The organism is Pseudomonas sp. Ant30-3 (assembly GCF_000690905.1).
Taxonomy (GTDB): domain Bacteria; phylum Pseudomonadota; class Gammaproteobacteria; order Pseudomonadales; family Pseudomonadaceae; genus Aquipseudomonas.
The window spans coordinates 24,514-46,121 of the sequence record NZ_JMCL01000052.1 but is presented as its reverse complement, the minus strand read 5'-3'; the positions used below and the strand labels follow the sequence as shown (position 1 = coordinate 46,121).

Genomic DNA, 21,608 nt, shown 5'->3' with positions numbered 1-21,608 from the left:
CACAGGCCTGGTAGCGGGTGCCAGGGGCCCGGTTGCGGCGCAGCTCCCGGCTGATGGTCGAGGGGGAGCGGCCGAGCATCCGGGCAATTCGCCGCTGGCTGAAACCTTGGGCAAGGCCGAGTTGAAGGGTCGCACGTTCGGGGATACTGAGTTCGTGATAGGACATAGTGGCAGCACCGTACCGGAAAGGTCAGGTGTTGCACTCAGTTTTTGCGGCCGCCTTGTAACTCCTGGTGTGTTTTTATACCCGTTGACATTTTTGGTTGTAGATCTACTTAACGAAGCCTATGGGCTAAGACTCGCGAGACGAGCAATCTTATTTGCTTTTGCAAGTAATGCATTGATCATCATCTTGCTTAGTATGACGAATGTAATGCCCGCGCTGCCGGGTTGGAAGCTTGATGAGCCGTACCGCGAGGTCATCACGCATGTGACATCAGTCCTCATCGCTTCTTCGGTTTCTTTTTTGTTGTCCGAATATGTGAATTCTTACCTGCTCAGTAAAATAAAAGAGCTTACAAACTCACGATTTATGTTCATTAGAGTATTTTTAAGTACTTTTTTTGCGGTGATAATCGATAGCTTTATTTTCTGCTTTATAGCTTTCTACGGAACCATGCAGACGGATGATCTGCTAACTATGATCTATATTCAGATCGCTATAAAAATGTGCTTCAGTGTGTTCAATGTTTTCCCCGCTTATGGGGCGAGGTCCCTGTTCAACAGGTATATTGCCGTTCCTCAGCATCACTGAGGAAAGTTTGTTGAATTGATCGTCGTTCCTGCAGCAGACGGACGCAGGCTGCGCCAGCTGCTACAGGTCTCCCGGCGTTGCAGCGAGCGGACGCAGGCTGCTACGGGTTGTGCGTCGATGGGGGCCAACGCATGCTCCGGGCTTACTGAACCTTCGCCAGATCCCCTTTCAACGCAACGCCCGCCATGATCGCGCCGGCGTGGCATTCGTAGTTTTTGGCGTCTTTGCGCTCGTTGCTTTTGTAGAAGCTGACGATGTTGGTCACTGCGTTGGCGCCGGCGTTTTTTGCTGCCTGGTGCAGGCTGATGATGGCCGATTGCGCGACCCATTCGCAGGCGACTTCGTCAGACTTGTTGAAGGCGTTGGTTTTCTTGTTGGTGACCGCGCCCGGGCTGACGACGGTGACTTGGCCGGCCGGGGTGTTGCCGGCGAGGTAGAACTTCACGCTGCCGTCGATTTTGCCGGCACGGGTGGCTTCGGCGATGGCTTTATCCAGCGGCAGATACACCGCTGTGTCACGCGCCTGGCTGACGGCGGGCAGGGTGCAGACCAGCAGGGTGACGGCGGTAGCGATTTTCTTGAAGTGCATGAAGGTCTCCTTGACCTTGAGAGTGTTGGGTTACGACCAGCGACGGAAGATCAGCGAGGTGTTGACGCCGCCGAAGGCAAAGTTGTTGTTCATGACGTACTGATTGCTCATCTGCCGAAACTCACCGCGCAAGTAATCAAGCTTGCCGCAGTGCGGATCGACGTCGTCGAGATTGAAGGTGTGCACGTACTGGTCACTGTTCAGCATTTCGATGCTGAACCAGGACTCCAGCGCACCGCACGCGCCCAGCGTGTGGCCGAGAAAACTCTTCTGCGAACTGATCGGCATGTGCTCGCCGAACAACGCACTGGTGGCCAGCGTTTCAGCGATATCGCCCTGTTCGGTGGCGGTGCCATGACCGTTCACATAGCCAATATCCGACGGTTGCAAACCGGCATCTTCCAACGCCAGTTCCATTGCCCGGCGCATGGTCACCTGCTCTGGACGGGTAGTGTGCTGACCGTCGGCATTGCTGCCGAAACCCACCAGTTCGGCATGGATGTGCGCGCCACGCGCCAGTGCGTGCTCGAGTTCTTCGAGCACCAGCATGCCGCCACCCTCGCCAATCACCAGACCGTCGCGGCCGCTGTCGTAAGGACGGGGCGAGGTCTGCGGGGCATCGTTCTTCAGGCTGGTGGCGTAGAGCGCGTCGAAGACCATGGCTTCGGTGGGGCACAGTTCTTCAGCGCCGCCCGCGAGCATCAGCGGCAGGCGACCGAACTTGATCGACTCGTACGCGTAACCGATGCCTTGGCTGCCACTCGTGCAGGCGCTCGACGTCGGGATGAGCCGACCGGTGAGGCCGAAGAAAATACTGACATTCGCCGCCGTGGTGTGCGGCATCATCCGCACATAAGAGTTGGCGTTCAGGCCTTCAGCCACCGAATTGAGCAGCATGTTGCCGAACGCCTTGATCTCGTCGGTGCTGCCGGTGGATGAGCCGCACGACACGCCCATGCGACCGTCCTTGATCAATTCGTTGCCGAGCAATCCGGCGTCGGCCAGCGCCCGCTCGGCTGCGCCTACGGCCAGGCGCGAGACCCGGCCCATGCTGCGCAGTTGCTTGCGAGTCCAGTGACTCGGCACCTTGAAATCATCGATCGGCCCGGCCAGACGCGTATTGAGTTCGGTAAAACGATCCCACTCGTCCATCCGCCGAATGCCGCTGCGGTTGGCTGCGAAGTTACCGGCGATGGTTTCCCAGTCGCTGCCCAGTGAAGTGATGCCGGCCATGCCGGTGACGACGACGCGCTTCATCAGCACAGGCCTCCGTTGACGGCCAGAACCTGCCGGGTGATGTACGACGCTTCCGCCGACATCAGGAAATTGACTGCACCGGCCACCTCTTCAGGGGTGCCCATGCGTTGTGCGGGGATCATTTTCATCAGTTCTTCCACCGGCACGTTTTCATCGAGCATCGCCGTGTCAATCAGACCGGGAGCGACACAGTTGACGGTGATCTTGCGCTTGCCCAGCTCGATCGCCAACGCTTTTGCCGCGCCGATCAGACCGGCCTTGGAGGCACTGTAATTGACCTGCCCGCGATTGCCGATCAGCCCGGAAACCGAGGTGATGCAGACGATGCGCCCGGCCGCGCGACGACGAATCATCGGCATCATCACCGGGTGCAGCACGTTGTAGAAACCGTCGAGGTTGGTGCGCATCACGACGTCCCAATCATCCTCGCTCAGCGCCGGAAAAGCACCGTCGCGGGTCAGGCCGGCGTTGAGCACCACGCCGTAATAGGCGCCGTGTGCTTCGACGTCGGCTTCGAGGATGGCTTTGCAGCTGGCACGGTCGGACACGTCGAATTGCAGGACCCGCGCGTTGCGCCCCAGCGCCTGGATTTCATTTTGAACGGCGATGGCATCTGTCAGACCGCTGCGGCAATGCAGCACGATGTCATGCCCGGCCTGGGCCAGACGCAAGGCGATGGCGCGGCCGATGCCACGGCTGGAACCGGTGACCAGTACGGATTCAGTCATGACTGGACTCCTTGGGGTTCATCAAGATATTGGGCAGCCTGCGGCGGTCGATACACGTTCAGACGCGCGGTGGCGTGAATGCCGGATGCATTGATATGGCATTCGAACACGCCCATGCCGTTGTCGTCTTCCAGTGAGCGAATGCCATGAATGGTCAATTCGGCGCCAAGCGGGAAATGCTCGACGTTGCATTCGAATTTTCGCGTGCCAAGCAGAAACCCCAACGCCACCGCATCGCCGCGTTGGCGTGCATGGCAGCCTGCGTATGCGGCCACGCTTTGCGCCATCAATTCGATGCCGACCCACGCCGGCAGGCTGCCGTCGGGCCGGTTGAAGAGGCCACCGGGCCTGACCGTCAGGCGGGTGTGAATCTGCTCTTCATCGAACGAAAGGATCTGCTCGATGAGGATCATGTCGCCGGCGTGGGGCAGCAGTTCGGCGAGCGGCCAGTCAATCATGGGGCGTCTCCGATAATCAGGCTGACGTTGTTGCCACCGAAAGCGAATGAATTGCTCATGAGGTAGCGAGGTGCAATTGACGCCAGGCGATCGGCCGGGGTCACCCATTTCAGCGGTGGCAGGTCGGGATCGGGCTGGCCGTCCCAGATATGGGGCGGCAGTGCCTGCTCAGGATTGGCAGCGCTCAGGCTCAGCCAGCAGAACGCCGCTTCCAGCGCACCGGCCGCACCGAGGGTATGACCGGTCATCGGTTTGCTCGACGAACACGGCACGCCCGATGGGAACAGCGTCGTCACCGCCAGACTTTCCATGGCGTCGTTGTGCTGAGTGGCGGTGCCATGCAGGTTCAGATAGTCAATTTGTTTGGGTTGCAGGCCGGCGCGGCTCAAGGCTTTGCGCATCGCTTGCAGCGCGCCACGCCCGCTCGGCTCCGGGGCGGAAATGTGATGAGCGTCGGAGCTGGCGACGCTGCCCAGCAGGGCGATCGGTGAGCCTGCGCCTGCATGCTTGGTCATCAGGAACAACACTGCTGCTTCGCCGATATTGATGCCGTTACGGTTCGCCGAGAACGGGTTGCAGCGTTGTTCCGACACCGCTTCCAGCGCCGAGAACCCATTGAGGGTGAGCTTGCACAAAGTGTCGACGCCACCGCACAGCACCGCGTCGCACAAACCCAGATCCAACAGACGCTGAGCGCTCATCAACGCCCGGGCACTGGAGGTGCACGCCGTGGAAATCACATAGGCCGGACCATTCAGTTGCAGCCAGTCAGCGAGAAAGTTCGCCGGCGCGCCGAGTTCCTGTTGTTGATAGTCGTAATCCGCCGGGAACTGCTGCTCGCGGATGTAATGCGCGAGTCCGCGACTGGCTTCGTCGATACCCGACGTGCTGGTGCCGAGGATCACGCCAATGCGTTCACGCCCGTAGGTCTGGATCGCCAGGTCGATGTCATCACGAATTTGCAGCGCCGCTTCCAGCAGCAGTTGATTGTTGCGGCTGCTCTGGGTGGCCAGCTCAGCCGGAATTGCCGACAGTTTGCCGCGCACAGAGGCCACCGGAAATGAGCGTTCCGGCACCCAGCCGGCTTCAGTGCGCATGCCGGAGCAGTCACCTGCGAACAGGTTGCGAGCGACTTCATCCTTGTCGCGACCCAGCGCGCAAATCACGCCAAGGGCGTTGAGGTAGGCGGTCATGGCATTTCACCGCTCAGGGGCGAGACTAAATAGTGTGGGCCTTTGGGCAGGTTCAATTGGAAACTCGACGGTTGCGAGTAGCGCACTTCCCAGTGCTCGGGCAGGGAACGCTGCGCGCCGTGCTGCCATGCAGCAGGATAGTTGTCGCGCAATTCATCCCTGGGCGTCAGCGCGAACAGTATCGCCGCGAACAGCTCCCTGGCTTCAGGATTGGGTGGCAGCAAACCATCGGCCTGCCATTCGCCATCGATCAATTTCTGCCGCGCCTGCGGAATGCCCAGAAGGTCCATCATCGACCAGCGAATTCCCGGACCCTCACGCGCAATCACCAGCACCCAGTCCTGGCGTTGTTCAGCCTCGATGCGCTGGATGTGTAATTGCTGCGGCAACGTCAGGTTGGGCGTTTTTGCAGGCAGCGGCGCATGGCTGGCGCAGGCACTGAGCAGCACCATGCCGCCCAGCAGTAAAATTTTCCGGACATGCGCTGCCCATGTGGGAGTGAGCCTGCTCGCGAAGGCGGCGGTACATCCAACATCAGTATCGACTGACACGCCGCCATCGCGAGCAGGCTCGCTCCCACAGGATTGATTTGCACCGAACATCACTCGACACCTTCCAGCGGCTTGCGCGCGACCACATTGACCAGGGTTTCTTCACGTTGGCCGAACGGCTTTGGCCGGCGCAGACCAAAGCGTTCAAGCAGCCCGAAATCACTGGCGCGGCTCCACCACAGATACGGATACGACACGTTCTGCGCCTCGAACTCAAAACCCTCGCGGCGAATCATCTCAAGGTAACCGGCGGCGCTCTTTTGCACATGCATCGGATGACGGAATAACCAGCGGATGACCCACGTATCAATGTAGGCCTCGGTGGACTCGGCGAACAGCAGATAACCGCCCGGCTTGAGCACTCGGTAGAACTCGGCCAGCGCTTTGTCCTGCTCCACCAGATGATGGAAAGTCTGATGGCAGAACAGCAAATCCACGCTCGCGTCCGGCACGGCAAGCGTCGCGCAGTCACTGCCGATCAGCTCGACGTCGATGCTTTGGCGGGCGGCTTCTTCGCCGCTCAGCGCTAGGCTGTGCGGGTCGGCATCGACACCGATCAGGCGCTGCGGCGCAAAGGTCTGGCGCAGGTACTGAAAAGACTTGCCCTGACCGCAACCGGCATCCAGCAACACCGGATGCGCAGGCAAAGGTTCGCTGAACAGGCTGCGTAAATCGTTGATCGCCACGCGCAACACATGGTGCTGCCAGGTGTAGCTGCGCAGGAACCAGAAACCGAACCGGGTCTCTTCGACGTAGTTTTCGCTGAGGTAACTCACGAAGCATCACTCGCGCAGAATTCCGAGAGCATGCGCAGCCGGCGTTTGGCTTCGCTGACAAACGGGTTGCGTTCATCCCAGGCATACCCGGCCAGAATCGAGCTGATCATGCGGCGAATTTCAGCTGAGCCGCCGGCATGATAGATCACGTCCTGAAACGTCCCGGCGTACCAGCCTTCAACGTAGCAGCGGAACGTGTCGACGCCGCGTTTCAACGGTTCGGCAAACTCGGTTTGCCAGTCGACATTTTCGCCTTGCAACTGACGGTTCAGCACGCCGGCGGCCATGCTCGCCGAGCGCATGGCGATGGTCACGCCGGAGGAGAACACCGGGTCGAGAAATTCCGCAGCGTTGCCCAGCAGCGCAAATCCCGGACCGTGCAGGGTTTTGACGTTAGCGGAGTAGCCGCCGATGGTGCGCGCCGGGGTATCCCACACCGCGTTCTCCAGTACGCCGGACAAGCTTGGCGTTTCGGCAATGAAACCGCGCAGGCAGTCATCCAGATTATCGCTGCGACCTTCGAAGTGTTCCGCCGCTGCTACCACGCCCACCGAGCAACGGCCGTCGCTGAACGGGATGGTCCAGAACCACACGTCACGTTGGGTCGGGTGGGTGGTGACGAGGATTTTCGTGCGGTCGAAGGTCGGATGGTCGATGTGATCTTCGACGTGGGTGAACACCGCCTGGCGCACCGGGAAATTCGACGGTGCTTCAAGGTCGAGCAAACGCGGCAGGCCCCGGCCGTAGCCGCTGGCGTCCAGCATGAAATCCGCTTCGATACGGTACTCGCTGCCATCCTCGCGCATCACGCCGAGCTGCGGTTTAGCCTGACCGATATCGACGCTGACGATCGCTTCGCCATAGCGGATTTCAACACCTTGCAGCGCCGCCTGATCCGCCAGCAGCTTGTCGAAGTCGGCACGCAGGACCTGGAAAGTGGTCGGCTTGCCGTTGCTGAACGTGTCGCCGAAATCGAACGCGCTGTATTGCTCGCCCCAGGCAAACGCGGCGCCGGTTTTCAGCTGAAAACCGGCGGCGTTGACAGCCTCGAGCATGCCGGCTTCTTCGACAAAATCCAGGCAGTGCGACAGCAGACTTTCACCGATCGAGAACCGCGGGAAATGCTGGCGCTCGATTACCAGCACATCGTGCCCTTTGCGTTTGAGCAGCGCAGCGGCGATAGCGCCGGAAGGCCCGGCACCGATGACGACTACCTGACGACGTTCCATTTCAACGGTTGGCATGGGGGCTCCTTGCCGGTATGGCAGTTTTCAAAGGGGTGCGGTGCATGCCGGCGAATGCCGGCAGCAATGTGGCGATCAGGCCCATCAGCATCAGCGCGAAATAAAGCGGCGCGCTGATGAGTTGTTGTTGCAGCAGCAGGTTGAGAAAGACGATCTCGCTCAAGCCGCGAATATTCAGCAGCACACTTTCGCGCCAACGGCTGGCGCCCGCAAACGAGGCTCCGGCCCAGCCGAGGCCGAGCCAGTTGCCGAGCAATTTGCTGGCAATCGGCAACAGCAGCAGGGCGGCCAATTGCACCGCGCTCAGGCTGTCCATGGCGCTGTGCACGTTGATCTGCACGATGCCGAACGTGAGGATCAACGGGATCGCGATCCAGCTTTGCAAGCGGTTCATCCAGACGGCCGGGATCGGCAGCACCAGCGGAATTTTCAGCGCCGCCATGCACAGCAGATAGCCTATGCCGACGATCAACGCATTGAGTTTGTAGTGCTCGGCAACCACCAGCAGCGCGAAGAAAACCCCGCTGTACAACCGTGGCTGGCGCAAGCCGATAATTCGCAACAGCAAAGGCATGCACGCGCAGGCTAAGGGCAGCAGCAGGCTGCTCAGGTGCAGGCTGCCTTGGGCGATGGCGAACAGCGTCCAGCACGCCAGGTCGATGAGGATTGCGGTCTGCACCAGACGCCGGGTGGCGGCGGCCGGATAACCGATATGCAACAGGTACAGGTACAGCACCGGGATCGCCGTAATCGCGAACAGCAAACCGACCGCCAGCGAACTGAGCCACGGTTGCGGCGGCAGCAACCAGATCGCCGTCGCCAGACCGCAGGCAAAGGGCACGCAGAAACTTGGCAGGGCAATTTTCAGGCTCTGGCGATCCAGACGCAGATCGATCACGTCGCTGAGAATGTAGCCCAGCAGCAGAGCGAAACTCAGGCTGTAGAAGCTTTTCAACCAGATCGGCGCGACCAGTGCTGCACCGCTCAATTGCCACTGGGGTTCGACCCAGAAGTACATCAGTAGCGGCAATCCGAGTGTCGCCAGCAGCAACTGGCTGACGATCGGGATCACGCCGAAATGTCGACCGACACGGGTGGCGACGGCGAACAGCGCCAACGCCATTATCCAGAACAGGATGATCATCATGCGGCCGGCTCGACGATGGTAGCGGGATGCACCTGGCGCCCGGCCCACGGCGCCAGCATGAAGCTGAAGGCCAGACCGAGGCTTACCGACAGACCAAAGCTGCTCACCGCCGGCGTGCTCGACACCGCCAGCAGACCAAACGACAGCCACGTCGTCAGTGCCGCGAGCAAGGTGCCCAGCAGACTCACAGCGGCGCCGCCGACCTGCTCACGCATGAGGATCGCGTAATCGACGCTGATTGCCGTCACCAGCAGCAGGCCGAACAGGCTGAACAACGTCAGCGGCTGCCCCAGCCAGCCGAGGCTGGCGAGGCTGCACAGGGCCGCCAGCAGCGGCAGGGTAACGATTCGCAAGGCGCCGCCCCAGCCGAATGGCAGGATCAGCACCAGCACGATCAACACACACGAGGCCAGTTTCAGTTCGGCGGCGCTGATTTGCGTCTGGGCGAACACTGCGTTCAATTCACCCAGGCGATCCACCAGTTCCACACCCGGCAGATCCAGCGTCTGCACCCGCAGCAGCGCCGGATCATTGAGGCCTTGCAGACTGACCATCGCTGCCACGCCGTCCTCATTCGCGCCCAGCCACAACGCGCGATAGGGTTCGGCTAAAGGGCCGACCAATGCGCCGTTGATGTCTTCAGCGGGTAGCGCTTGCAACGTCGCCAATTCGGTTTGCAATGCTGCGGCAGGCACGCCGAGGTCGAGTAACGGTTGCCAGAACTGCGGCAGCTTTTTCAGTGCTTCGCGCACGGCGTGTTGCTCGCTCGGCTGGCTGACCAATTGTTCGAGTGACAGGTAACCCTGCAGCTTTTCCAGGTTGATCAACTGATCCAGCCGCTCGCTCAAGGCACTCAGGCGTTCGAGTAATTGCTGCTCATCAGCGGCGCGCACCAGGAAAAACTGGCTGGTGGGTTGATAGCCGGTGATGCGTGCGATGGTCTGCGCTTCGTCAGTCAATTGCTGCGGTGCGCCCACCCATTGGCGAATGTCGTTTTTGCTTTCGAGCTGCAGCACGCCCGCGACGCAGAAAGCGATCAGCAGCGCTGATAACGACGGCGTGCCAATACGCTTGAGCACAGCATCGCGGACTTTCAGCAAACATTCGGATATCTGTAGCGGCCACTGCGCCGGACGCAGGTCCACGCCCTTGAGCAGCGCCGGCAACAGGCACACCGCAGACAGGTAGGCGCCGATCAGGCCGGCGGCGGAAAATATGGCGATTTGCGTCAGCGCCGGGAAAGGTGTCCAGGCCAGCGCCAGATAACCGATGCAACTGGTGATCAGGCTCAGCGTCAGGCCGGGCAACGTCAGGCGCAAGGCGGGCCAGCTGTGCCAGGGTTTCAGGCTCCAGCTCTTGGACAGGTAATGCAGCGGGTAATCGACGGCGACACCGATCAGGCTCGATCCCAGCACCAGGGTCATCACGTGCATGTGGCCAAACAGCGCCACGCAAGCGACAGCGCCGAACAGCATGCCGACCAGCACCGGCACAAACGCCAGCAATACCCGCCAGCGCCGGAACGCCAGCAGCAGCAGCAACAGAATTCCGACCGTGGCGCCGCCGCCGACCCATGTCATCTCGCGGGTGGCCTGTCGCTGGCCGGCGGCCGCGTAGAGCAAGCCGCTGGCAGCCAGCACTTGCACGTCTGACTTTGCAGCGTCTGCGCGGGCCTGCTCGAGCAGATCGGCCACGCGCAGCGGCAGGTTCATGTCGAACGCGTCGCCGGTGGTCTTCGCGCGCAGCAACACCCAGCTTTTGCCTTCAGCGTCAGCGATCAGTGCGCCGCTGCCAATGTCCAGCTGCACCGAGCCTTGTTGCGGCTGACTGTTCTGGATGCGCCCGGTCAGGCCTAGCCAGTCTTCCTGGCTGGGCACCAGACTGAAACCGGTGAACGGGTCGAACAACGATTGCACCCGTTGCTGAATGAACGTGTCGGGATGCTCGATGAGTTGCTGGCGATCCTCTGTCGCCAGCATTGCCAGCCGCCCTTGCAGCAATTGCTTGCGCAGCGCCGGCAAGTCCGCTTGCAGGTTCCACTGGACCTTTTCGAATACGCCGCTGGCCTGCCACTGCTCGCCGAGTTTCTGCGCCATGGCGACCGCTTGCCGACGATCGGCATGCCCGACCAGCACCAGCATTTCTCGGTTCAGTGGTTCTTGCATGCGTTGTTCGGCACGCAGTTCCAGCGCATCCGGCGCGGTGCCGGGCGCCAGGTCCATCAGGTTGGCCGACAGCGGTGCGCCGTCACGCCATTGCCAACCCGCGAGCGCAAGCACCGCCAGCAGCAGCATCAAAAACAGCCGTGGGAGCATCCGTTCACTCGGCAAAATCATGCTTCTCCGTATCGCTCAGCGGTTGCGCGCTGGTGCTGTCCTGCATGCGCAGCATTGTGCTGTCGCCCTGGGTTTCAAGCAGTTCGATGCTGTGCACAAGGTCGCCGCCCGCGATGTTGATCTGATTGAACACCTGCTTGAGCAGCAGCGAACGCGGGATCAGCGTGAGCTTCCAGTCCTGCGCGCTGCCATCCAGCGACAGCTCGAAATCGCGCTGCAGGCCGCTGCTGTCGCCTTGCAGTACGGCGAGGAACAAACGGTTCTGCTCCGCGCCGGCACTTTTGCCCGGCAGTATCTGCCAGCCATTGGCGTCACGGCGGGCGATGCCTTTGGCGTTGATGCGGTAATCCTGTTGCAGCGGCGTTTTCAGCAGCCACAGCAGGCCATGCTGCTTCGACAGCACAAACGTGCCCTTGCTGGTCAGCGGTTTGGGCAGCGCGCGCAGGTGTTTTTCCTGGGTGAAGTTGCCGTGGATCACCTCGGGTTTGGCCAGTTGATCGCTGAGCTGTTGCAGGTCGAATGCCTGTGCCAGTGAAGTGAATCCCAGCGCAAATACCAGCGTCACCGCCCACCTGTAGCAGCTGGCGAAGCCTGCGTTCGGTGTCGCGATCGCCTTGGATTTCTTCTGACGCACCGCGTGCGCAGGTTTAGCGACGGTTTCGCCGCCGAACGCAGCCTCGCGGGCTCGGCAGCTGCTACAGATGATTTCTGGCAGGTTCATCGCAGCGTCCTTCCAACGGCATCGGTAAAGATTTTCGGCGAGGCCAATTGCATTTCGCGGCTGCTCATCTCGACGGCCACCTGCACGGTGCAGGCTCGGGTCAAGCGTTCGCCGGTTTGCAGGTCGCTGATCAGGTAATTGATCTTCAGACGGCTCTCCCACTCCACCAGGTTGGCGCGTACGTTCAGCTTTTGCCCGAATACGGCGCCGCGCACGTAGCGCAACTGCAGGTCGATGACCGGCCAGGCGTAACCCGATTCGACCATCGCTGTGTAGTTGTGGCCGATCCGGTCCAGCAGCGCGCAGCGGGCAATCTCCAGGTATTTGACGTAGTGGCCGTGCCACACGACGTTCATGGTATCGACGTCGAAAAACGGCACGAGGATTTCCGTATCGACGTGAAGCACTCCCTTGCTACGCATGCAGCCTCCAGTGTTGTTCGGCGATTTTTTGCAGGCACAGGCGCAATTCGCTTTCCAGCGCACGGTCTTCAATGACCGGCGGAAAGTCCCTGGCCAGTGCTTCGTGCATGGCCGCGAGCGCTGGCGGCAATGGGCGCGCATCCTCAGCCTTGCTGCGCAGCCACACGCCTTGGTTAGCTGCGAGCAGGGTAGCGGCAGCAACCTGTTCGGTCAGCTCCAGTACCCGAATCGCATCGCGCGCGGCGATGGTGCCCATGCTCACTTTGTCTTGGTTGTGACATTCGGTGGAGCGCGAGAACACGCTGGCCGGCATGGTATTTTTCAACGCTTCGGCGGTCCAGGCACTGGTGCCGATCTGCACGGCTTTGAAGCCGTGGTTGAGCATCGCTCGGTCCGCGCTGGCACCGGACAGATTGCTCGGCAAACCGTGGTTGTAACGCTCGTCCACCAGCAGGGCGAGTTGCCGATCCAGCAAATCAGCGACGTTGGCCACAAGGTTTTTCAGGCTGTCCATGGCGAAGGCGATATGACCTCCGTAGAAGTGCCCGCCGTGCAACACGCGTTCGGCCTCGGCGTCGATGATCGGGTTGTCGTTGGCGCTGTTGAGTTCAATCTCGATGAACGAACGCAGCCAGTTCAGGCTGTCAGCCAACACGCCGAGCACATGCGGTGCGCAGCGCAGGGAATAGCGGTCCTGCAGGCGATGCAGTGGCGCGGTCGGCGCGTCGATCGCCAGATCCTTGCGCAACCACGCGGCGACTTGCATCTGGCCCGGATGAGGTTTGGCGGCGAACAGGCGTTCGTCGAAATGCTCGGGATTGCCTTGCAGCGCGACCACGTTCAGCGCGGTGATGCGCGTGGCCAGTTGCAGCAGGTAATCGGCGCGGGCGAAGGCGAGGCAGGCCAGACCGGTCATGACGGCTGTACCGTTCATCAGCGCCAGCGCTTCTTTGGGGCGTAGCACCAGCGGTTGCCAGCCCAATTCACGATGGACGTCTGCCGCTTGGCGACGCTCACCGCAGAACATCACTTCACGCTCGCCGGACAGTGTTGCGGCCACATATGACAAAGGCGTCAGATCACCGCTGGCGCCCACTGAACCTTCCTCCGGGATCAGCGGCAGGATGTTGTGCTGCAGAAACGCCTGAAGGCGTTCCAGCAGTTCAACGCGCACTCCGGACACGCCGTGGCACAGCGACTGCAAACGCGCAGCGAGCACCGCGCGAGTCGCCTGAGCATCAAGCAATTTACCCAGGCCGCAGCCGTGGAACGTGTAGAGATGACGCGGCAACGCTTCGACGTGGTGCAGCGGAACGGCGACCACGCAGGAATCGCCATAACCGGTGGTCACGCCATAAATCACGCCTTCCTTGTCCAGCAGGGAATCAAGAAAGCGCGCGCCCTTGGCGATGCGCTCGCGGTACACGGCGTCGTCTTGCAACTGCGTTGGCGCCTGACGATTGGCCGCCGCCAGCACGTCTTCGATACGCAAAGGGAGTTCGCCGAAGGTTACCGGCTCAAGCGTTGGCGTCGTCATCGGTCTTCCAGAAAGGGTAAAAGTTAAACCATTGCTGAGGCGCTTCGAGGCAATAGTGGCCCAAGCGTTCGGCGTAGCGGGAGGTCCACTGATGAATGACCTGCTCGCGGTCGCTGCGCTTCCACACCACAGCGTCGGCGAACGGCTCCAGGGTCAGTCGATACGCGCCTGTCGGTTTTTTCAGGCACAGCAGCAAATTGACCGGGCACTTCAGCAGTCCTGCCAGCAACCATGGGCCCTGCGGGAACGCAGCTGGATGACCGAGGAAGTCCACCGTTACGCTGCGCCCGCCATGCAGCGGCACACGGTCGCCGGCAATCGCCAGCCACTCGCCACGCTCAAGGCGTTCATGCAATTGCAGCATGATCAGCGGGTCGAGTTCGCTGACTTGAATCAAGCGCAGATTGGTTGCGCCGGCTTCGCCCAGCAGGCGGTTGAACTGCTCGGCATGCTTGGTGTGTACCAGCACGTTCATCGTGACTTGTTCGCCGATCTCGGCCAGCGCGCGACAGACTTCGAGATTGCCCAGGTGTGCGCCTACCAACAGTTGTCCACGAGTGCCGCGCAGCTGATTACGCAGCAGCGCCGGATCAATGATTTCGATCTGCTCGATGCTCAGTTTGCCGTTCCATACATCGAGTTTGTCGAGCATGGAATCGGCGAACGCCATGAACTGGCCGAACACCCGCCAGTGGGTCGGGCGCAGCTCAATGCGGCCGCTCCAGTCGGCCAGCCGTTGCTGGTATTGCCAAGCGCTGTGGCGAGCACTGCGGCCAAACAGGAAAAAGTACAGGACGATGCCGTATAACAGCGGGCTCAGCATTCGGCGACCGAGCAATCTGGCAGCGGTCGCGGTGAATTTCATCAGCCAGAAACTGCCGCGCTCCTGGCGGTCGGCCCAGTGCTTTTTATCGGTATCGGCGCTCATGCTCGCCACCGCCGCCAGAGGATCACCGGCGCCCGCAGCATCATGCCGAAGAACAGGCGGGTGTGCATGCTGGAGATCAGCACGTTGTCGTGGAACATGCGGAAATGCGAAACGCCGTCCAAGGGGTAGTGAACCCTGGTCGGCAGCCACTGCATCGGCTGATTGCGCCACGCCAGACGCACCAGAATGTCGGAGTCGAAATCCATGCGTTTGCCGATTTTGGCGGTGTCGATCAGTGCGAGCGTGGGTGGCAACGGGTAAACGCGGAAGCCACACATGGAATCGCGGATCTGCAGCGACAAGGTATTGATCCAGACCATCACGTGCGTCAGGTACCGTGCGTACAACCGGCCTTTCGGCACGCTGGCATCGTATTGCGGATAGCCGCAGATCACCGATGTCGGGTGCGTGCGGGATTTTTCGATGAAGAGGGCGACATCCTGCAGATCGTGCTGACCGTCGGCGTCGACCTGCAAGGCATGAGTGAAGCCAAGGCGTGAAGCTTCGCGCAGGCCGGTCATCACCGCGCCGCCCTTGCCCTGATTGGCGGCCAGTCGGATCAGGTGAACGCCCTCGCGCCGGGCCAGTTGATCCAGTACGTCCGCGCAGGCTTGGTCGCTGGCGTCGTCCACCAGAATGCAAGGCAGGCTGCGGGCGGTCAGCGCATCCACCACAGTGGTGACCGCGGTTTCGTGGTTGTAAACCGGGACAATGGCGCAAGGGTTATGCATAACGTCGCACCCCGCCCTTGTAGCAGCTGGCGAAGCCTGCGTCCGAGTGCGCAGCGCTCGCTTCAACATCGCGCCGATTATTTCGAAGTATGACGAGCGCCGAATGGCGACCGCTTCGCGCTCGGACGCAGCCTTCGGCAGCTGCTACAGAGGGGCTCGACTCAGTCACGGGCGGCCTCCAGCAAAATGCGTCCGCTGGAACAGGTGGCCATCTCGTTGCGGTAGGAGAAATACAGCTTGTTGCGACTGGCGTCGAAGCGCAGGTGCAGCTGGATCTCGTCGCCTGGGCGTACCAGTTGTTGGAACTTCAGGACTTCCATGCCGGCGAACTTCCCGGGTAGCGTCATCAATCGCTGAGCCAGGTTTAGCGCCCAATCCACCTGGACGACGCCGGGCAAGACCGGCGTCTGCGGGAAATGGCCGCTGAAATACGCAAGGTCTGGCGGCACGGTGATCTGCAGATTCCATTCGCCCTCGGCTTCAATCTGTTGCAGCACTTCCGGTGTTTGCGGACGCGGCGCCAGCAGCAGGGCCTCGACCTCGGCCTGGGGCAATTTGCCTTGAGCGTTCAACGGCAGCTGCCGCAGCAGGCGCCAGCGACGCGGCAACGCGAGGGCTTCACAATGCTGGCGTAAATGTTGACGCAGTTCCTCGGTGAGGGTGCGTCGGCCCTGATTGCGCAGGGCATGCAGGCCCGACTCGCTCAGCACCAGCAACGCCCCGAGCGAGGCGCGGTTCTCCTGCACCACGCCCAGACGCGCCTCGGCGACCCATTCATGGTCCGCCAGCGCCTGCTCCAGCATGGGCAGCGAGATACGTTTTTCTTCCAGTTTGACGATTCGGTCGAGCCTGCCCAGCAACTGGAAGCGGCCATCAGTTTGAATGCGCGCGGCGTCCGCTGTGTGCTCGACATGGCCGGACGGCAAGTAAGGGGAGGCGATCAGTAGCGCGCCGTCGGCGTCCTGGCTCAATTCAACGCCTGCGAAGGGTTGCCAGAGTTCGTCGCCCTGGCGCCAGGCAATGCCACCGGTTTCAGAGCTGCCGAGAATCTCCGTCGGCCACTGCTGCAAGCGTTGCTGAAGACTGTGTGCCGCCTCGGCCGGCAATGCGCCGCCGGAAGAAAATACCCGGCTGACGGCGCTCAATGCCGGCCAGTCGAGGTTATCGCCCATGCGTTTGAGCAGTGCCGGGCTGGCGACCCAGGCGAATGCCGGATGTTCGCGGCTGGCGCGCTGCAGATCTTCCGGGAAAGCCAGTTGCTTGCGAACGAATGTGCGTCCGGCGCACAGGGGCCACAACACCCGAAACAGCAGGCCGTAGATGTGCTGGGTCGCCACACTGCCGATGATGCAGGCGTTGGCGAGCTCAGCGCCCCATAACTGCTCCAGCGCTTCAACCTCGTTGGCCAGTTGGCGCAGGGTTTTTTCGATGCGCTTGGGTTCGCCGCTGGAGCCGGACGTGCACAGACTCAGTACGCAGCAATCCAGATCGAGCGCGGCGGCCTGCAATGGCGGATGCAGGAAATCACTCAAATGCGCGTCATCAGCCTGATCGGTCAGCCAAAGATCAACTTCTTCCGACCAGCGCAAGCGCGTGCGGGCTTGCAGATCGGCAGGCAGCAGCACGCTGACCCCGGCGCGCCAGGCACCCAGCAAGGCAATCGCCAGGTCGGCGGCGTCTTCGAAGTGCACGGCAATGCGCCGCACACCTTGGGCTCGCAGACCGGCAGCCAGGCTCAATGCCTTGGCGCACAGCTGGGCGTGATCCAACAGAGGTTCGGCCGTTACGGCGCGTTCCGGTAGAGCCTTGAGCAACAGTTGCTCAAGTTTTATCCAATTCATGGGTGGCCTCGTACCCGTTGTCGTATCAGCCATTCAATGGCAAACAGCAGGCCCATCAGTCCGTAGGAAATCAGGCCGGTGTACAACATCCACCAGCTCAGCGGCGCCCACAGGGTAAGGGCGGCGGCGAGCAGGCCGTTACACAGGAAAAACACGCACCAGACAATTGTTACCTGTCGGGTGTAGACAATCGCCTTTTGCGGCAAGCGAGGTTCGCGCAAGCGCGCCATGCGCTCGATCATTGGCGGGCCATATTTCAGGCTGAAACCGAACAGCCCCAGCATGAATGCGCTGATCAGCACCGGGTACCAGCGCAGCAACAGCGGGCTATTGAACACTGCCAGCAGCAGGCAGAAAACGATCGCGCTCAGTGCCATCCACAAGCTGCCCGGCCGCCGCACCCCGAACATCGCACGGGCCAGCCACAGGCTGCCCAGCAGCAGACCAAACTGCCACGGCGCGAAATGTTCCATGCCGAAATACACCGCGAAGGGGTACAGCAGGCCCGCCAGCAGCAGGCCGAGGCCGATCATTCGGCTCATGCGGCCGGTTGAACCAGACGGTAGACCGCCTCGACCACGTCGCTGACAGTGCGCACGGATTTGAATTCTTCGGCGGCAATTTTCTTGCCGGTCTGACGCTTGATGTGGTCGATCAGGTCGACCGCATCGATGCTGTCGATCTCCAGATCCTGATAGAGGTTGGATTCAAGACTGACGCGTTCAGGCTCCAGCTCGAAAAGTTCAACCAAGGCATCGCGCAAGGTATTGAAAATGTCGTCACGAGTTTGCATGGTCCGGTCTCAAGCTGCCTGTTTTGCAGTGACAAATGCCGCAAGGCTCGTCACGTTGCTGAAGTGATTACGGGTGTCCTTGGCGTCGGCGTCGATTTTGATGCCGTATTTTTTCTGAATCGCCAGGCCGAGTTCCAGCGCGTCAACGGAGTCCAGGCTCAGGCCGTCGCCGAACAATGTCTGGTCGTTGCCAATGTCGTCGGCGTTGATGTCTTCGAGGCCCAGAGCGTCGATGATGAGTTGTTTGATTTCACGGTGTAGATCGCTCATCTTCGGCGAGCTCCTTGGTAAAGTAGTCATGCAGATAGTCATTGAGCTTGCGCGAGGCTTGTGGCGCAGGGCCCAGCGCAGCGAAGGCCTGTGGATCTATATCGGCCCCGACACGAAAACTGAAGTGCACGCGTCGTTTCGGGATCCGATACCAGGGTTCGGCCTTGGTCAATGTGGTGGGGCTGACCTTGATGATCACCGGCGTTACGATTTTCGCACCGCGCACCGCAATTGCTGCGCCACCCCGATGAAAGGCCGGTGATTCGCCAGGCTGCGTGCGGGTGCCTTCGGGAAAAATGATCAGCGTCTGGCCACTTCTCAGCGCATCAGCCGCAGCGTCGAGCATGTCCATGCTGCCGTCGTTGCTGATGTATTCGGTGCAGCGCAGCGGGCCACGAGTGAACGGGTTTTCCCAGAGGCTCTGCTTGACCACGCAGTTGGCGTGGCGCACCAGGCCGATGAGGAAGACCACGTCGATCAGCGACGGATGGTTGGCGATGATCATCTGCCCAGGCCGGCCCAGTTTTTCCGCGCCTTGAATGTCGTAAGTCAGTACGCCGGTACGCGCCATGAACCGGACGAAAAACCAGAAGCAGCGGCTGACCGTGCGGCGTGAGCGCAACCGGTGAGTCTGGGCGTCCCCGGGGAAGCAACTCAATAATGGGAAAATCACCAGGCGCAGGCACAGCCCGCCCAACCCGAACAGGGTGAAGCTTGCGGCGGTGGCCAGCAAACGCCAGTAGTAGGCGTCGCGGTTTTTTCCGTTTACAGGTTGCGTTGCCAAGTCCATACGCGCTTTTTCCAGGCATGTTGGCAGGTGGTCTGCTGGCCGAGCAGAGTACGCAAGAGATTCAGGGCATGGGGCCAGTTCGCGCTAGGCATATCGGCAGGCGTGCTGCTCAGGGACAGCTGCCAGTCGTTGCCCGGGGTGAGCAATAATGCCACCGCGTACGGGAACGGCACGTCATTGATCCAGGCCGAATAAGCTTCAGGCGGCTGCTCTTCAGTCACAATCAGCAAGACTGCGGGAGCACCTTCATCGAGCAGCGCGGCGGCCTCTAGCACGCCGTGTTCAAGCCCGTCACCGGCCGCGGCGAGCGCCGTCATTTCGCTGGTTTCGCCGCGCATGATCGACCACAATCCGATAACGGCATTGTGGACCGACAGGCTGAATTGTGTGGGGGATAACGGCTGATCGGCGGCAAGATCACTGAGAATTTCGAAGGTGCGCGGGGTTTCGCCGTGACGGGAAATAAAGACCAGTGGTAAGTCGTGGCGACCATCGGCCAGAGGCCAGCCCACACTGAACGCCATTCGCGCCAAACGGCTGAGCCGTCGACGTTGCATGGCCGGCAGAAACGAGACGTCGGGGGCGGCATCGCTGCCCTGAAGCACGACCGGTTGTCGGCTCCAGGTCTGCCAATCGTCCACGCTTTCGAGCCCAGGGGCCCAAGCGCGCCATTGGGCGATGTTGAAGTTGATCAAAGCATTCATCCCGCCCCTGCGGGCTTTTTTGACGCAGTGAGTCGCAAAACCGCGATTCAGCTGACGTGACGCTAAGCGCCGAGTGGCGCGCATTATCCCGGTGCAGCAGGCGTGTAGCAAATGCTGGTTACATTTTGCTCAACGAAATGTATCGGTTGTTCGGTGCTTAGCTGTCGTTTGGCCATTATCCACATCTCTACGAGGAAATCTGTCAGCTACGGTCCTCAGATGCGCGTCGAGTTTTCAACTGAATGAGGTGAGATTGGCGATAACTCTGTAGTCCGAATACCGTCAAGGTAGCTAAGCGGCGCTTCGGACTACTACACTCGGGCATTCTTTGATGCACGGAGGTTCTGACATGCGGCGTGTGGTGTTCAATCAGAAAGGTGGCGTGGGTAAATCCAGCATTGCCTGCAATCTGGCGGCGGTCAGCGCCAGCGAGGGCTATCGCACCTTATTGGTGGATCTCGATGCCCAGGCTAATTCCACTCAATATCTGACAGGGCTGACCGGCAACGACATCCCCATGGGCATTGCGGACTTCTTTAAGCAAACACTGTCTTCCGGTCCTTTCTCGAAGAAAAACAAAGTCGATATCTACGAAACCCCGTTCGACAACCTGCACGTCATCACCGCGACCGCCGAGCTGGCCGACTTGCAGCCCAAGCTCGAGGCGAAACACAAGATCAACAAACTGCGAAAGTTGCTGGAAGAGCTGGATGAGGATTACGACCGGATTTACCTCGATACACCGCCAGCGTTGAATTTTTATGCGGTGTCGGCGCTGATTGCTGCTGATCGTGTGCTGATCCCCTTCGATTGCGACAGCTTCTCGCGTCAGGCGCTGTACGGCGTGCTGGCTGAAATCGAGGAGTTGAAGGAGGACCATAACGAAGGACTGGAAGTGGAAGGGATTGTAGTCAACCAGTTCCAGGCCCGCGCGAGCCTGCCTCAACAGATCCTTGACGAGTTGATCGCCGAGGGCTTGCCGGTGTTGCCGGTGTATCTGGGCAGTTCGGTGCGCATGCGGGAATCACACCAAGCCAACACACCGCTGATTCATCTGGACCCGCGGCACAAGTTGACTCAGCAGTTTGTGGAGTTGCACAACCTGCTGGAAAACGCCTGATTCCTCTTGGTAACCCCAAACCCTTGTGGGAGCGAGCCTGCTCGCGATGAGGCCGGTGTGGCAACACAGTTGTTACCTGACCCGCCGCCATCGCGAGCAAGCCCGCTCCCACATTTTGGGTAGTGGATCTGCCTAAACTCCCTGGCCGCGCAGCCAGCTCATCAACTGCGGCAACGGTAATGCGCCGCTCTGGCGTGCGACTTCCCGGCCGTTCCTGAACAGAATCAGGCTCGGAATCGAGCGAATGCCCAGTTGCGCCGACAGCTGCTGATTCGCCTCACTGTCCAGTTTCGCCAGCCGACATTTGACCGCCAGCTGCGCTGCAGCCTGCTCGAACACTGGCGCAAACGATTTGCACGGCCCGCACCACTCCGCCCATACGTCGACCAGCAGCGGGAGATCGCCCTTGATCTGGCTGGCGTAATCGCTTTGCGTTAGCTCAAAGGGTTTGTTCAAGAGGACTTCGGCCTTGCAGCGGCCGCATTTCGGATGGTCGCCGAGGCGGGCGGCGGGAATGCGATTGAGGCCGTTGCAGTGGGGGCAGGGGATGTGAAGTGGGTCGGTCATGATTGGGCTCTTGTTGAGTGGGCGGTCCTTCTGGCTGGCCTCAAGTCAAAACGTGTGTGGTCAAACCTGCAAGCATTCTTGTAGCAAGCGCTCACATTTCCTGGCCGCGGATTCGCTGTCAGAAGCTACGCTGGAGGCTACTTGAAGCTGC

At 60.7% G+C, this 21,608-nt stretch carries 24 protein-coding genes and 1 pseudogene; 2 read left to right on the top strand and 23 right to left on the bottom strand.

Annotation, left to right across the window (positions count from 1 at the left end; all coding sequences use genetic code 11):
* Positions 1 to 166 (bottom strand): helix-turn-helix domain-containing protein (locus DU29_RS1000000131435; protein ID WP_033051036.1); only part of this gene is annotated, 166 nt, incomplete at its 3' end.
* 54 nt (positions 167 to 220) lie between these two features.
* Between DU29_RS1000000131435 and DU29_RS01000000129865 the strand changes: the two are divergent.
* Positions 221 to 754 (top strand): annotated as a pseudogene (locus DU29_RS01000000129865) (queuosine precursor transporter); the annotation flags it as partial.
* A gap of 142 nt (positions 755 to 896) precedes the next feature.
* Here the strand turns inward: DU29_RS01000000129865 and DU29_RS0113400 are convergent.
* From DU29_RS0113400 to DU29_RS0113300, 21 genes are all read right to left on the bottom strand, one after another.
* The gene (locus DU29_RS0113400; RefSeq protein ID WP_028622181.1) at positions 897 to 1,343 is read right to left on the bottom strand and encodes a hypothetical protein; all 447 of its coding nucleotides are present in this window, start codon (positions 1,341 to 1,343) and stop codon (positions 897 to 899) included.
* A gap of 30 nt (positions 1,344 to 1,373) precedes the next feature.
* Complete coding sequence (locus tag DU29_RS0113395; RefSeq protein WP_028622180.1) at positions 1,374 to 2,600, bottom strand: beta-ketoacyl-ACP synthase; 1,227 nt, start codon at positions 2,598 to 2,600, stop codon at positions 1,374 to 1,376.
* Positions 2,600 to 3,328: a 3-oxoacyl-ACP reductase FabG gene (gene fabG / locus DU29_RS0113390; RefSeq protein ID WP_028622179.1), complete on the bottom strand. Its 729-nt coding sequence runs from the start codon at positions 3,326 to 3,328 to the stop codon at positions 2,600 to 2,602. Before fabG ends, DU29_RS0113395 begins: the two co-directional genes overlap by 1 nt.
* Positions 3,325 to 3,786 (bottom strand): hotdog family protein, encoded by a 462-nt coding sequence (locus DU29_RS0113385; protein ID WP_028622178.1) that lies wholly within the window; start codon positions 3,784 to 3,786, stop codon positions 3,325 to 3,327. The genes fabG and DU29_RS0113385 overlap by 4 nt, the downstream gene beginning before the upstream one ends.
* Positions 3,783 to 4,979 carry a beta-ketoacyl-[acyl-carrier-protein] synthase family protein gene (locus tag DU29_RS0113380; RefSeq protein WP_028622177.1) on the bottom strand — a complete coding sequence of 399 codons (1,197 nt, stop codon included), beginning with the start codon at positions 4,977 to 4,979 and terminating at the stop codon, positions 3,783 to 3,785. The genes DU29_RS0113385 and DU29_RS0113380 overlap by 4 nt, the downstream gene beginning before the upstream one ends.
* Positions 4,976 to 5,581 (bottom strand): DUF3261 domain-containing protein, encoded by a 606-nt coding sequence (locus DU29_RS0113375; protein ID WP_081832482.1) that lies wholly within the window; start codon positions 5,579 to 5,581, stop codon positions 4,976 to 4,978. The genes DU29_RS0113380 and DU29_RS0113375 overlap by 4 nt, the downstream gene beginning before the upstream one ends.
* Entirely contained in the window at positions 5,581 to 6,306 is a 726-nt protein-coding gene (locus DU29_RS0113370; RefSeq protein WP_028622175.1) for a class I SAM-dependent methyltransferase, read from the bottom strand. Before DU29_RS0113370 ends, DU29_RS0113375 begins: the two co-directional genes overlap by 1 nt.
* Positions 6,303 to 7,550 (bottom strand): NAD(P)/FAD-dependent oxidoreductase, encoded by a 1,248-nt coding sequence (locus DU29_RS0113365; protein ID WP_028622174.1) that lies wholly within the window; start codon positions 7,548 to 7,550, stop codon positions 6,303 to 6,305. The genes DU29_RS0113370 and DU29_RS0113365 overlap by 4 nt, the downstream gene beginning before the upstream one ends.
* Positions 7,537 to 8,697: a hypothetical protein gene (locus DU29_RS0113360; protein ID WP_033050480.1), complete on the bottom strand. Its 1,161-nt coding sequence runs from the start codon at positions 8,695 to 8,697 to the stop codon at positions 7,537 to 7,539. Before DU29_RS0113360 ends, DU29_RS0113365 begins: the two co-directional genes overlap by 14 nt.
* Entirely contained in the window at positions 8,694 to 11,033 is a 2,340-nt protein-coding gene (locus DU29_RS0113355; protein ID WP_028622172.1) for an MMPL family transporter, read from the bottom strand. The genes DU29_RS0113360 and DU29_RS0113355 overlap by 4 nt, the downstream gene beginning before the upstream one ends.
* Complete coding sequence (locus DU29_RS0113350) at positions 11,017 to 11,754, bottom strand: outer membrane lipoprotein carrier protein LolA (protein WP_081832481.1); 738 nt, start codon at positions 11,752 to 11,754, stop codon at positions 11,017 to 11,019. The genes DU29_RS0113355 and DU29_RS0113350 overlap by 17 nt, the downstream gene beginning before the upstream one ends.
* A complete protein-coding gene (locus tag DU29_RS0113345) occupies positions 11,751 to 12,176 on the bottom strand; it encodes an acyl-CoA thioesterase (RefSeq protein ID WP_028622170.1) in 426 nt (141 codons plus the stop codon). The genes DU29_RS0113350 and DU29_RS0113345 overlap by 4 nt, the downstream gene beginning before the upstream one ends.
* Positions 12,169 to 13,713 carry an HAL/PAL/TAL family ammonia-lyase gene (locus DU29_RS0113340; protein WP_028622169.1) on the bottom strand — a complete coding sequence of 515 codons (1,545 nt, stop codon included), beginning with the start codon at positions 13,711 to 13,713 and terminating at the stop codon, positions 12,169 to 12,171. The genes DU29_RS0113345 and DU29_RS0113340 overlap by 8 nt, the downstream gene beginning before the upstream one ends.
* Complete coding sequence (locus tag DU29_RS0113335) at positions 13,694 to 14,641, bottom strand: LpxL/LpxP family acyltransferase (protein ID WP_028622168.1); 948 nt, start codon at positions 14,639 to 14,641, stop codon at positions 13,694 to 13,696. The genes DU29_RS0113340 and DU29_RS0113335 overlap by 20 nt, the downstream gene beginning before the upstream one ends.
* Complete coding sequence (locus tag DU29_RS0113330) at positions 14,638 to 15,372, bottom strand: glycosyltransferase family 2 protein (RefSeq protein WP_028622167.1); 735 nt, start codon at positions 15,370 to 15,372, stop codon at positions 14,638 to 14,640. The genes DU29_RS0113335 and DU29_RS0113330 overlap by 4 nt, the downstream gene beginning before the upstream one ends.
* 161 nt (positions 15,373 to 15,533) lie before the next feature.
* Entirely contained in the window at positions 15,534 to 17,213 is a 1,680-nt protein-coding gene (locus DU29_RS0113325) for an acyl-CoA synthetase family protein (RefSeq protein WP_028622166.1), read from the bottom strand.
* Positions 17,210 to 17,755: a membrane protein gene (locus DU29_RS0113320; protein ID WP_028622165.1), complete on the bottom strand. Its 546-nt coding sequence runs from the start codon at positions 17,753 to 17,755 to the stop codon at positions 17,210 to 17,212. The genes DU29_RS0113325 and DU29_RS0113320 overlap by 4 nt, the downstream gene beginning before the upstream one ends.
* Positions 17,752 to 18,006, bottom strand: coding sequence for an acyl carrier protein (locus tag DU29_RS0113315; protein WP_028622164.1), 255 nt, complete (start codon positions 18,004 to 18,006; stop codon positions 17,752 to 17,754). The genes DU29_RS0113320 and DU29_RS0113315 overlap by 4 nt, the downstream gene beginning before the upstream one ends.
* 9 nt (positions 18,007 to 18,015) lie before the next feature.
* Positions 18,016 to 18,276 (bottom strand): phosphopantetheine-binding protein, encoded by a 261-nt coding sequence (locus tag DU29_RS0113310; protein ID WP_028622163.1) that lies wholly within the window; start codon positions 18,274 to 18,276, stop codon positions 18,016 to 18,018.
* Positions 18,257 to 19,066, bottom strand: coding sequence for a lysophospholipid acyltransferase family protein (locus DU29_RS0113305; RefSeq protein WP_028622162.1), 810 nt, complete (start codon positions 19,064 to 19,066; stop codon positions 18,257 to 18,259). The genes DU29_RS0113310 and DU29_RS0113305 overlap by 20 nt, the downstream gene beginning before the upstream one ends.
* Positions 19,042 to 19,770, bottom strand: a complete 729-nt coding sequence (locus tag DU29_RS0113300; RefSeq protein ID WP_033050478.1) for a beta-ketoacyl synthase chain length factor — start codon at positions 19,768 to 19,770, stop codon at positions 19,042 to 19,044. Before DU29_RS0113300 ends, DU29_RS0113305 begins: the two co-directional genes overlap by 25 nt.
* 349 nt (positions 19,771 to 20,119) lie before the next feature.
* On the opposite strand from DU29_RS0113300, the gene DU29_RS0113295 reads away from it, so the two are divergent.
* Entirely contained in the window at positions 20,120 to 20,890 is a 771-nt protein-coding gene (locus tag DU29_RS0113295; RefSeq protein ID WP_028622160.1) for a ParA family protein, read from the top strand.
* A 132-nt stretch (positions 20,891 to 21,022) separates the two neighbouring features.
* On the opposite strand, the gene trxC is transcribed toward DU29_RS0113295, so the two are convergent.
* Positions 21,023 to 21,457 (bottom strand): thioredoxin TrxC, encoded by a 435-nt coding sequence (gene trxC / locus DU29_RS0113290; RefSeq protein ID WP_028622159.1) that lies wholly within the window; start codon positions 21,455 to 21,457, stop codon positions 21,023 to 21,025.
* Positions 21,458 to 21,608: the final 151 nt, after the last annotated feature.

Excerpts from the sequence above, each read along its gene's own strand:
- DU29_RS0113400 (WP_028622181.1), bottom strand. The coding sequence starts at position 1,343 with ATGCACTTCAAGAAAATCGCTACCGCCGTCACCCTGCTGGTCTGCACC.
- DU29_RS0113395 (WP_028622180.1), bottom strand. The coding sequence starts at position 2,600 with ATGAAGCGCGTCGTCGTCACCGGCATGGCCGGCATCACTTCACTGGGC.
- fabG (WP_028622179.1), bottom strand. The coding sequence starts at position 3,328 with ATGACTGAATCCGTACTGGTCACCGGTTCCAGCCGTGGCATCGGCCGC.
- DU29_RS0113385 (WP_028622178.1), bottom strand. The coding sequence starts at position 3,786 with ATGATTGACTGGCCGCTCGCCGAACTGCTGCCCCACGCCGGCGACATG.
- DU29_RS0113380 (WP_028622177.1), bottom strand. The coding sequence starts at position 4,979 with ATGACCGCCTACCTCAACGCCCTTGGCGTGATTTGCGCGCTGGGTCGC.
- DU29_RS0113375 (WP_081832482.1), bottom strand. The coding sequence starts at position 5,581 with ATGTTCGGTGCAAATCAATCCTGTGGGAGCGAGCCTGCTCGCGATGGC.
- DU29_RS0113365 (WP_028622174.1), bottom strand. The coding sequence starts at position 7,550 with ATGCCAACCGTTGAAATGGAACGTCGTCAGGTAGTCGTCATCGGTGCC.
- DU29_RS0113360 (WP_033050480.1), bottom strand. The coding sequence starts at position 8,697 with ATGATGATCATCCTGTTCTGGATAATGGCGTTGGCGCTGTTCGCCGTC.
- DU29_RS0113355 (WP_028622172.1), bottom strand. The coding sequence starts at position 11,033 with ATGATTTTGCCGAGTGAACGGATGCTCCCACGGCTGTTTTTGATGCTG.
- DU29_RS0113350 (WP_081832481.1), bottom strand. The coding sequence starts at position 11,754 with ATGAACCTGCCAGAAATCATCTGTAGCAGCTGCCGAGCCCGCGAGGCT.
- DU29_RS0113345 (WP_028622170.1), bottom strand. The coding sequence starts at position 12,176 with ATGCGTAGCAAGGGAGTGCTTCACGTCGATACGGAAATCCTCGTGCCG.
- DU29_RS0113340 (WP_028622169.1), bottom strand. The coding sequence starts at position 13,713 with ATGACGACGCCAACGCTTGAGCCGGTAACCTTCGGCGAACTCCCTTTG.
- DU29_RS0113335 (WP_028622168.1), bottom strand. The coding sequence starts at position 14,641 with ATGAGCGCCGATACCGATAAAAAGCACTGGGCCGACCGCCAGGAGCGC.
- DU29_RS0113330 (WP_028622167.1), bottom strand. The coding sequence starts at position 15,372 with ATGCATAACCCTTGCGCCATTGTCCCGGTTTACAACCACGAAACCGCG.
- DU29_RS0113325 (WP_028622166.1), bottom strand. The coding sequence starts at position 17,213 with ATGAATTGGATAAAACTTGAGCAACTGTTGCTCAAGGCTCTACCGGAA.
- DU29_RS0113320 (WP_028622165.1), bottom strand. The coding sequence starts at position 17,755 with ATGAGCCGAATGATCGGCCTCGGCCTGCTGCTGGCGGGCCTGCTGTAC.
- DU29_RS0113315 (WP_028622164.1), bottom strand. The coding sequence starts at position 18,006 with ATGCAAACTCGTGACGACATTTTCAATACCTTGCGCGATGCCTTGGTT.
- DU29_RS0113310 (WP_028622163.1), bottom strand. The coding sequence starts at position 18,276 with ATGAGCGATCTACACCGTGAAATCAAACAACTCATCATCGACGCTCTG.
- DU29_RS0113305 (WP_028622162.1), bottom strand. The coding sequence starts at position 19,066 with ATGGACTTGGCAACGCAACCTGTAAACGGAAAAAACCGCGACGCCTAC.
- DU29_RS0113300 (WP_033050478.1), bottom strand. The coding sequence starts at position 19,770 with ATGAATGCTTTGATCAACTTCAACATCGCCCAATGGCGCGCTTGGGCC.
- DU29_RS0113295 (WP_028622160.1), top strand. The coding sequence starts at position 20,120 with ATGCGGCGTGTGGTGTTCAATCAGAAAGGTGGCGTGGGTAAATCCAGC.
- trxC (WP_028622159.1), bottom strand. The coding sequence starts at position 21,457 with ATGACCGACCCACTTCACATCCCCTGCCCCCACTGCAACGGCCTCAAT.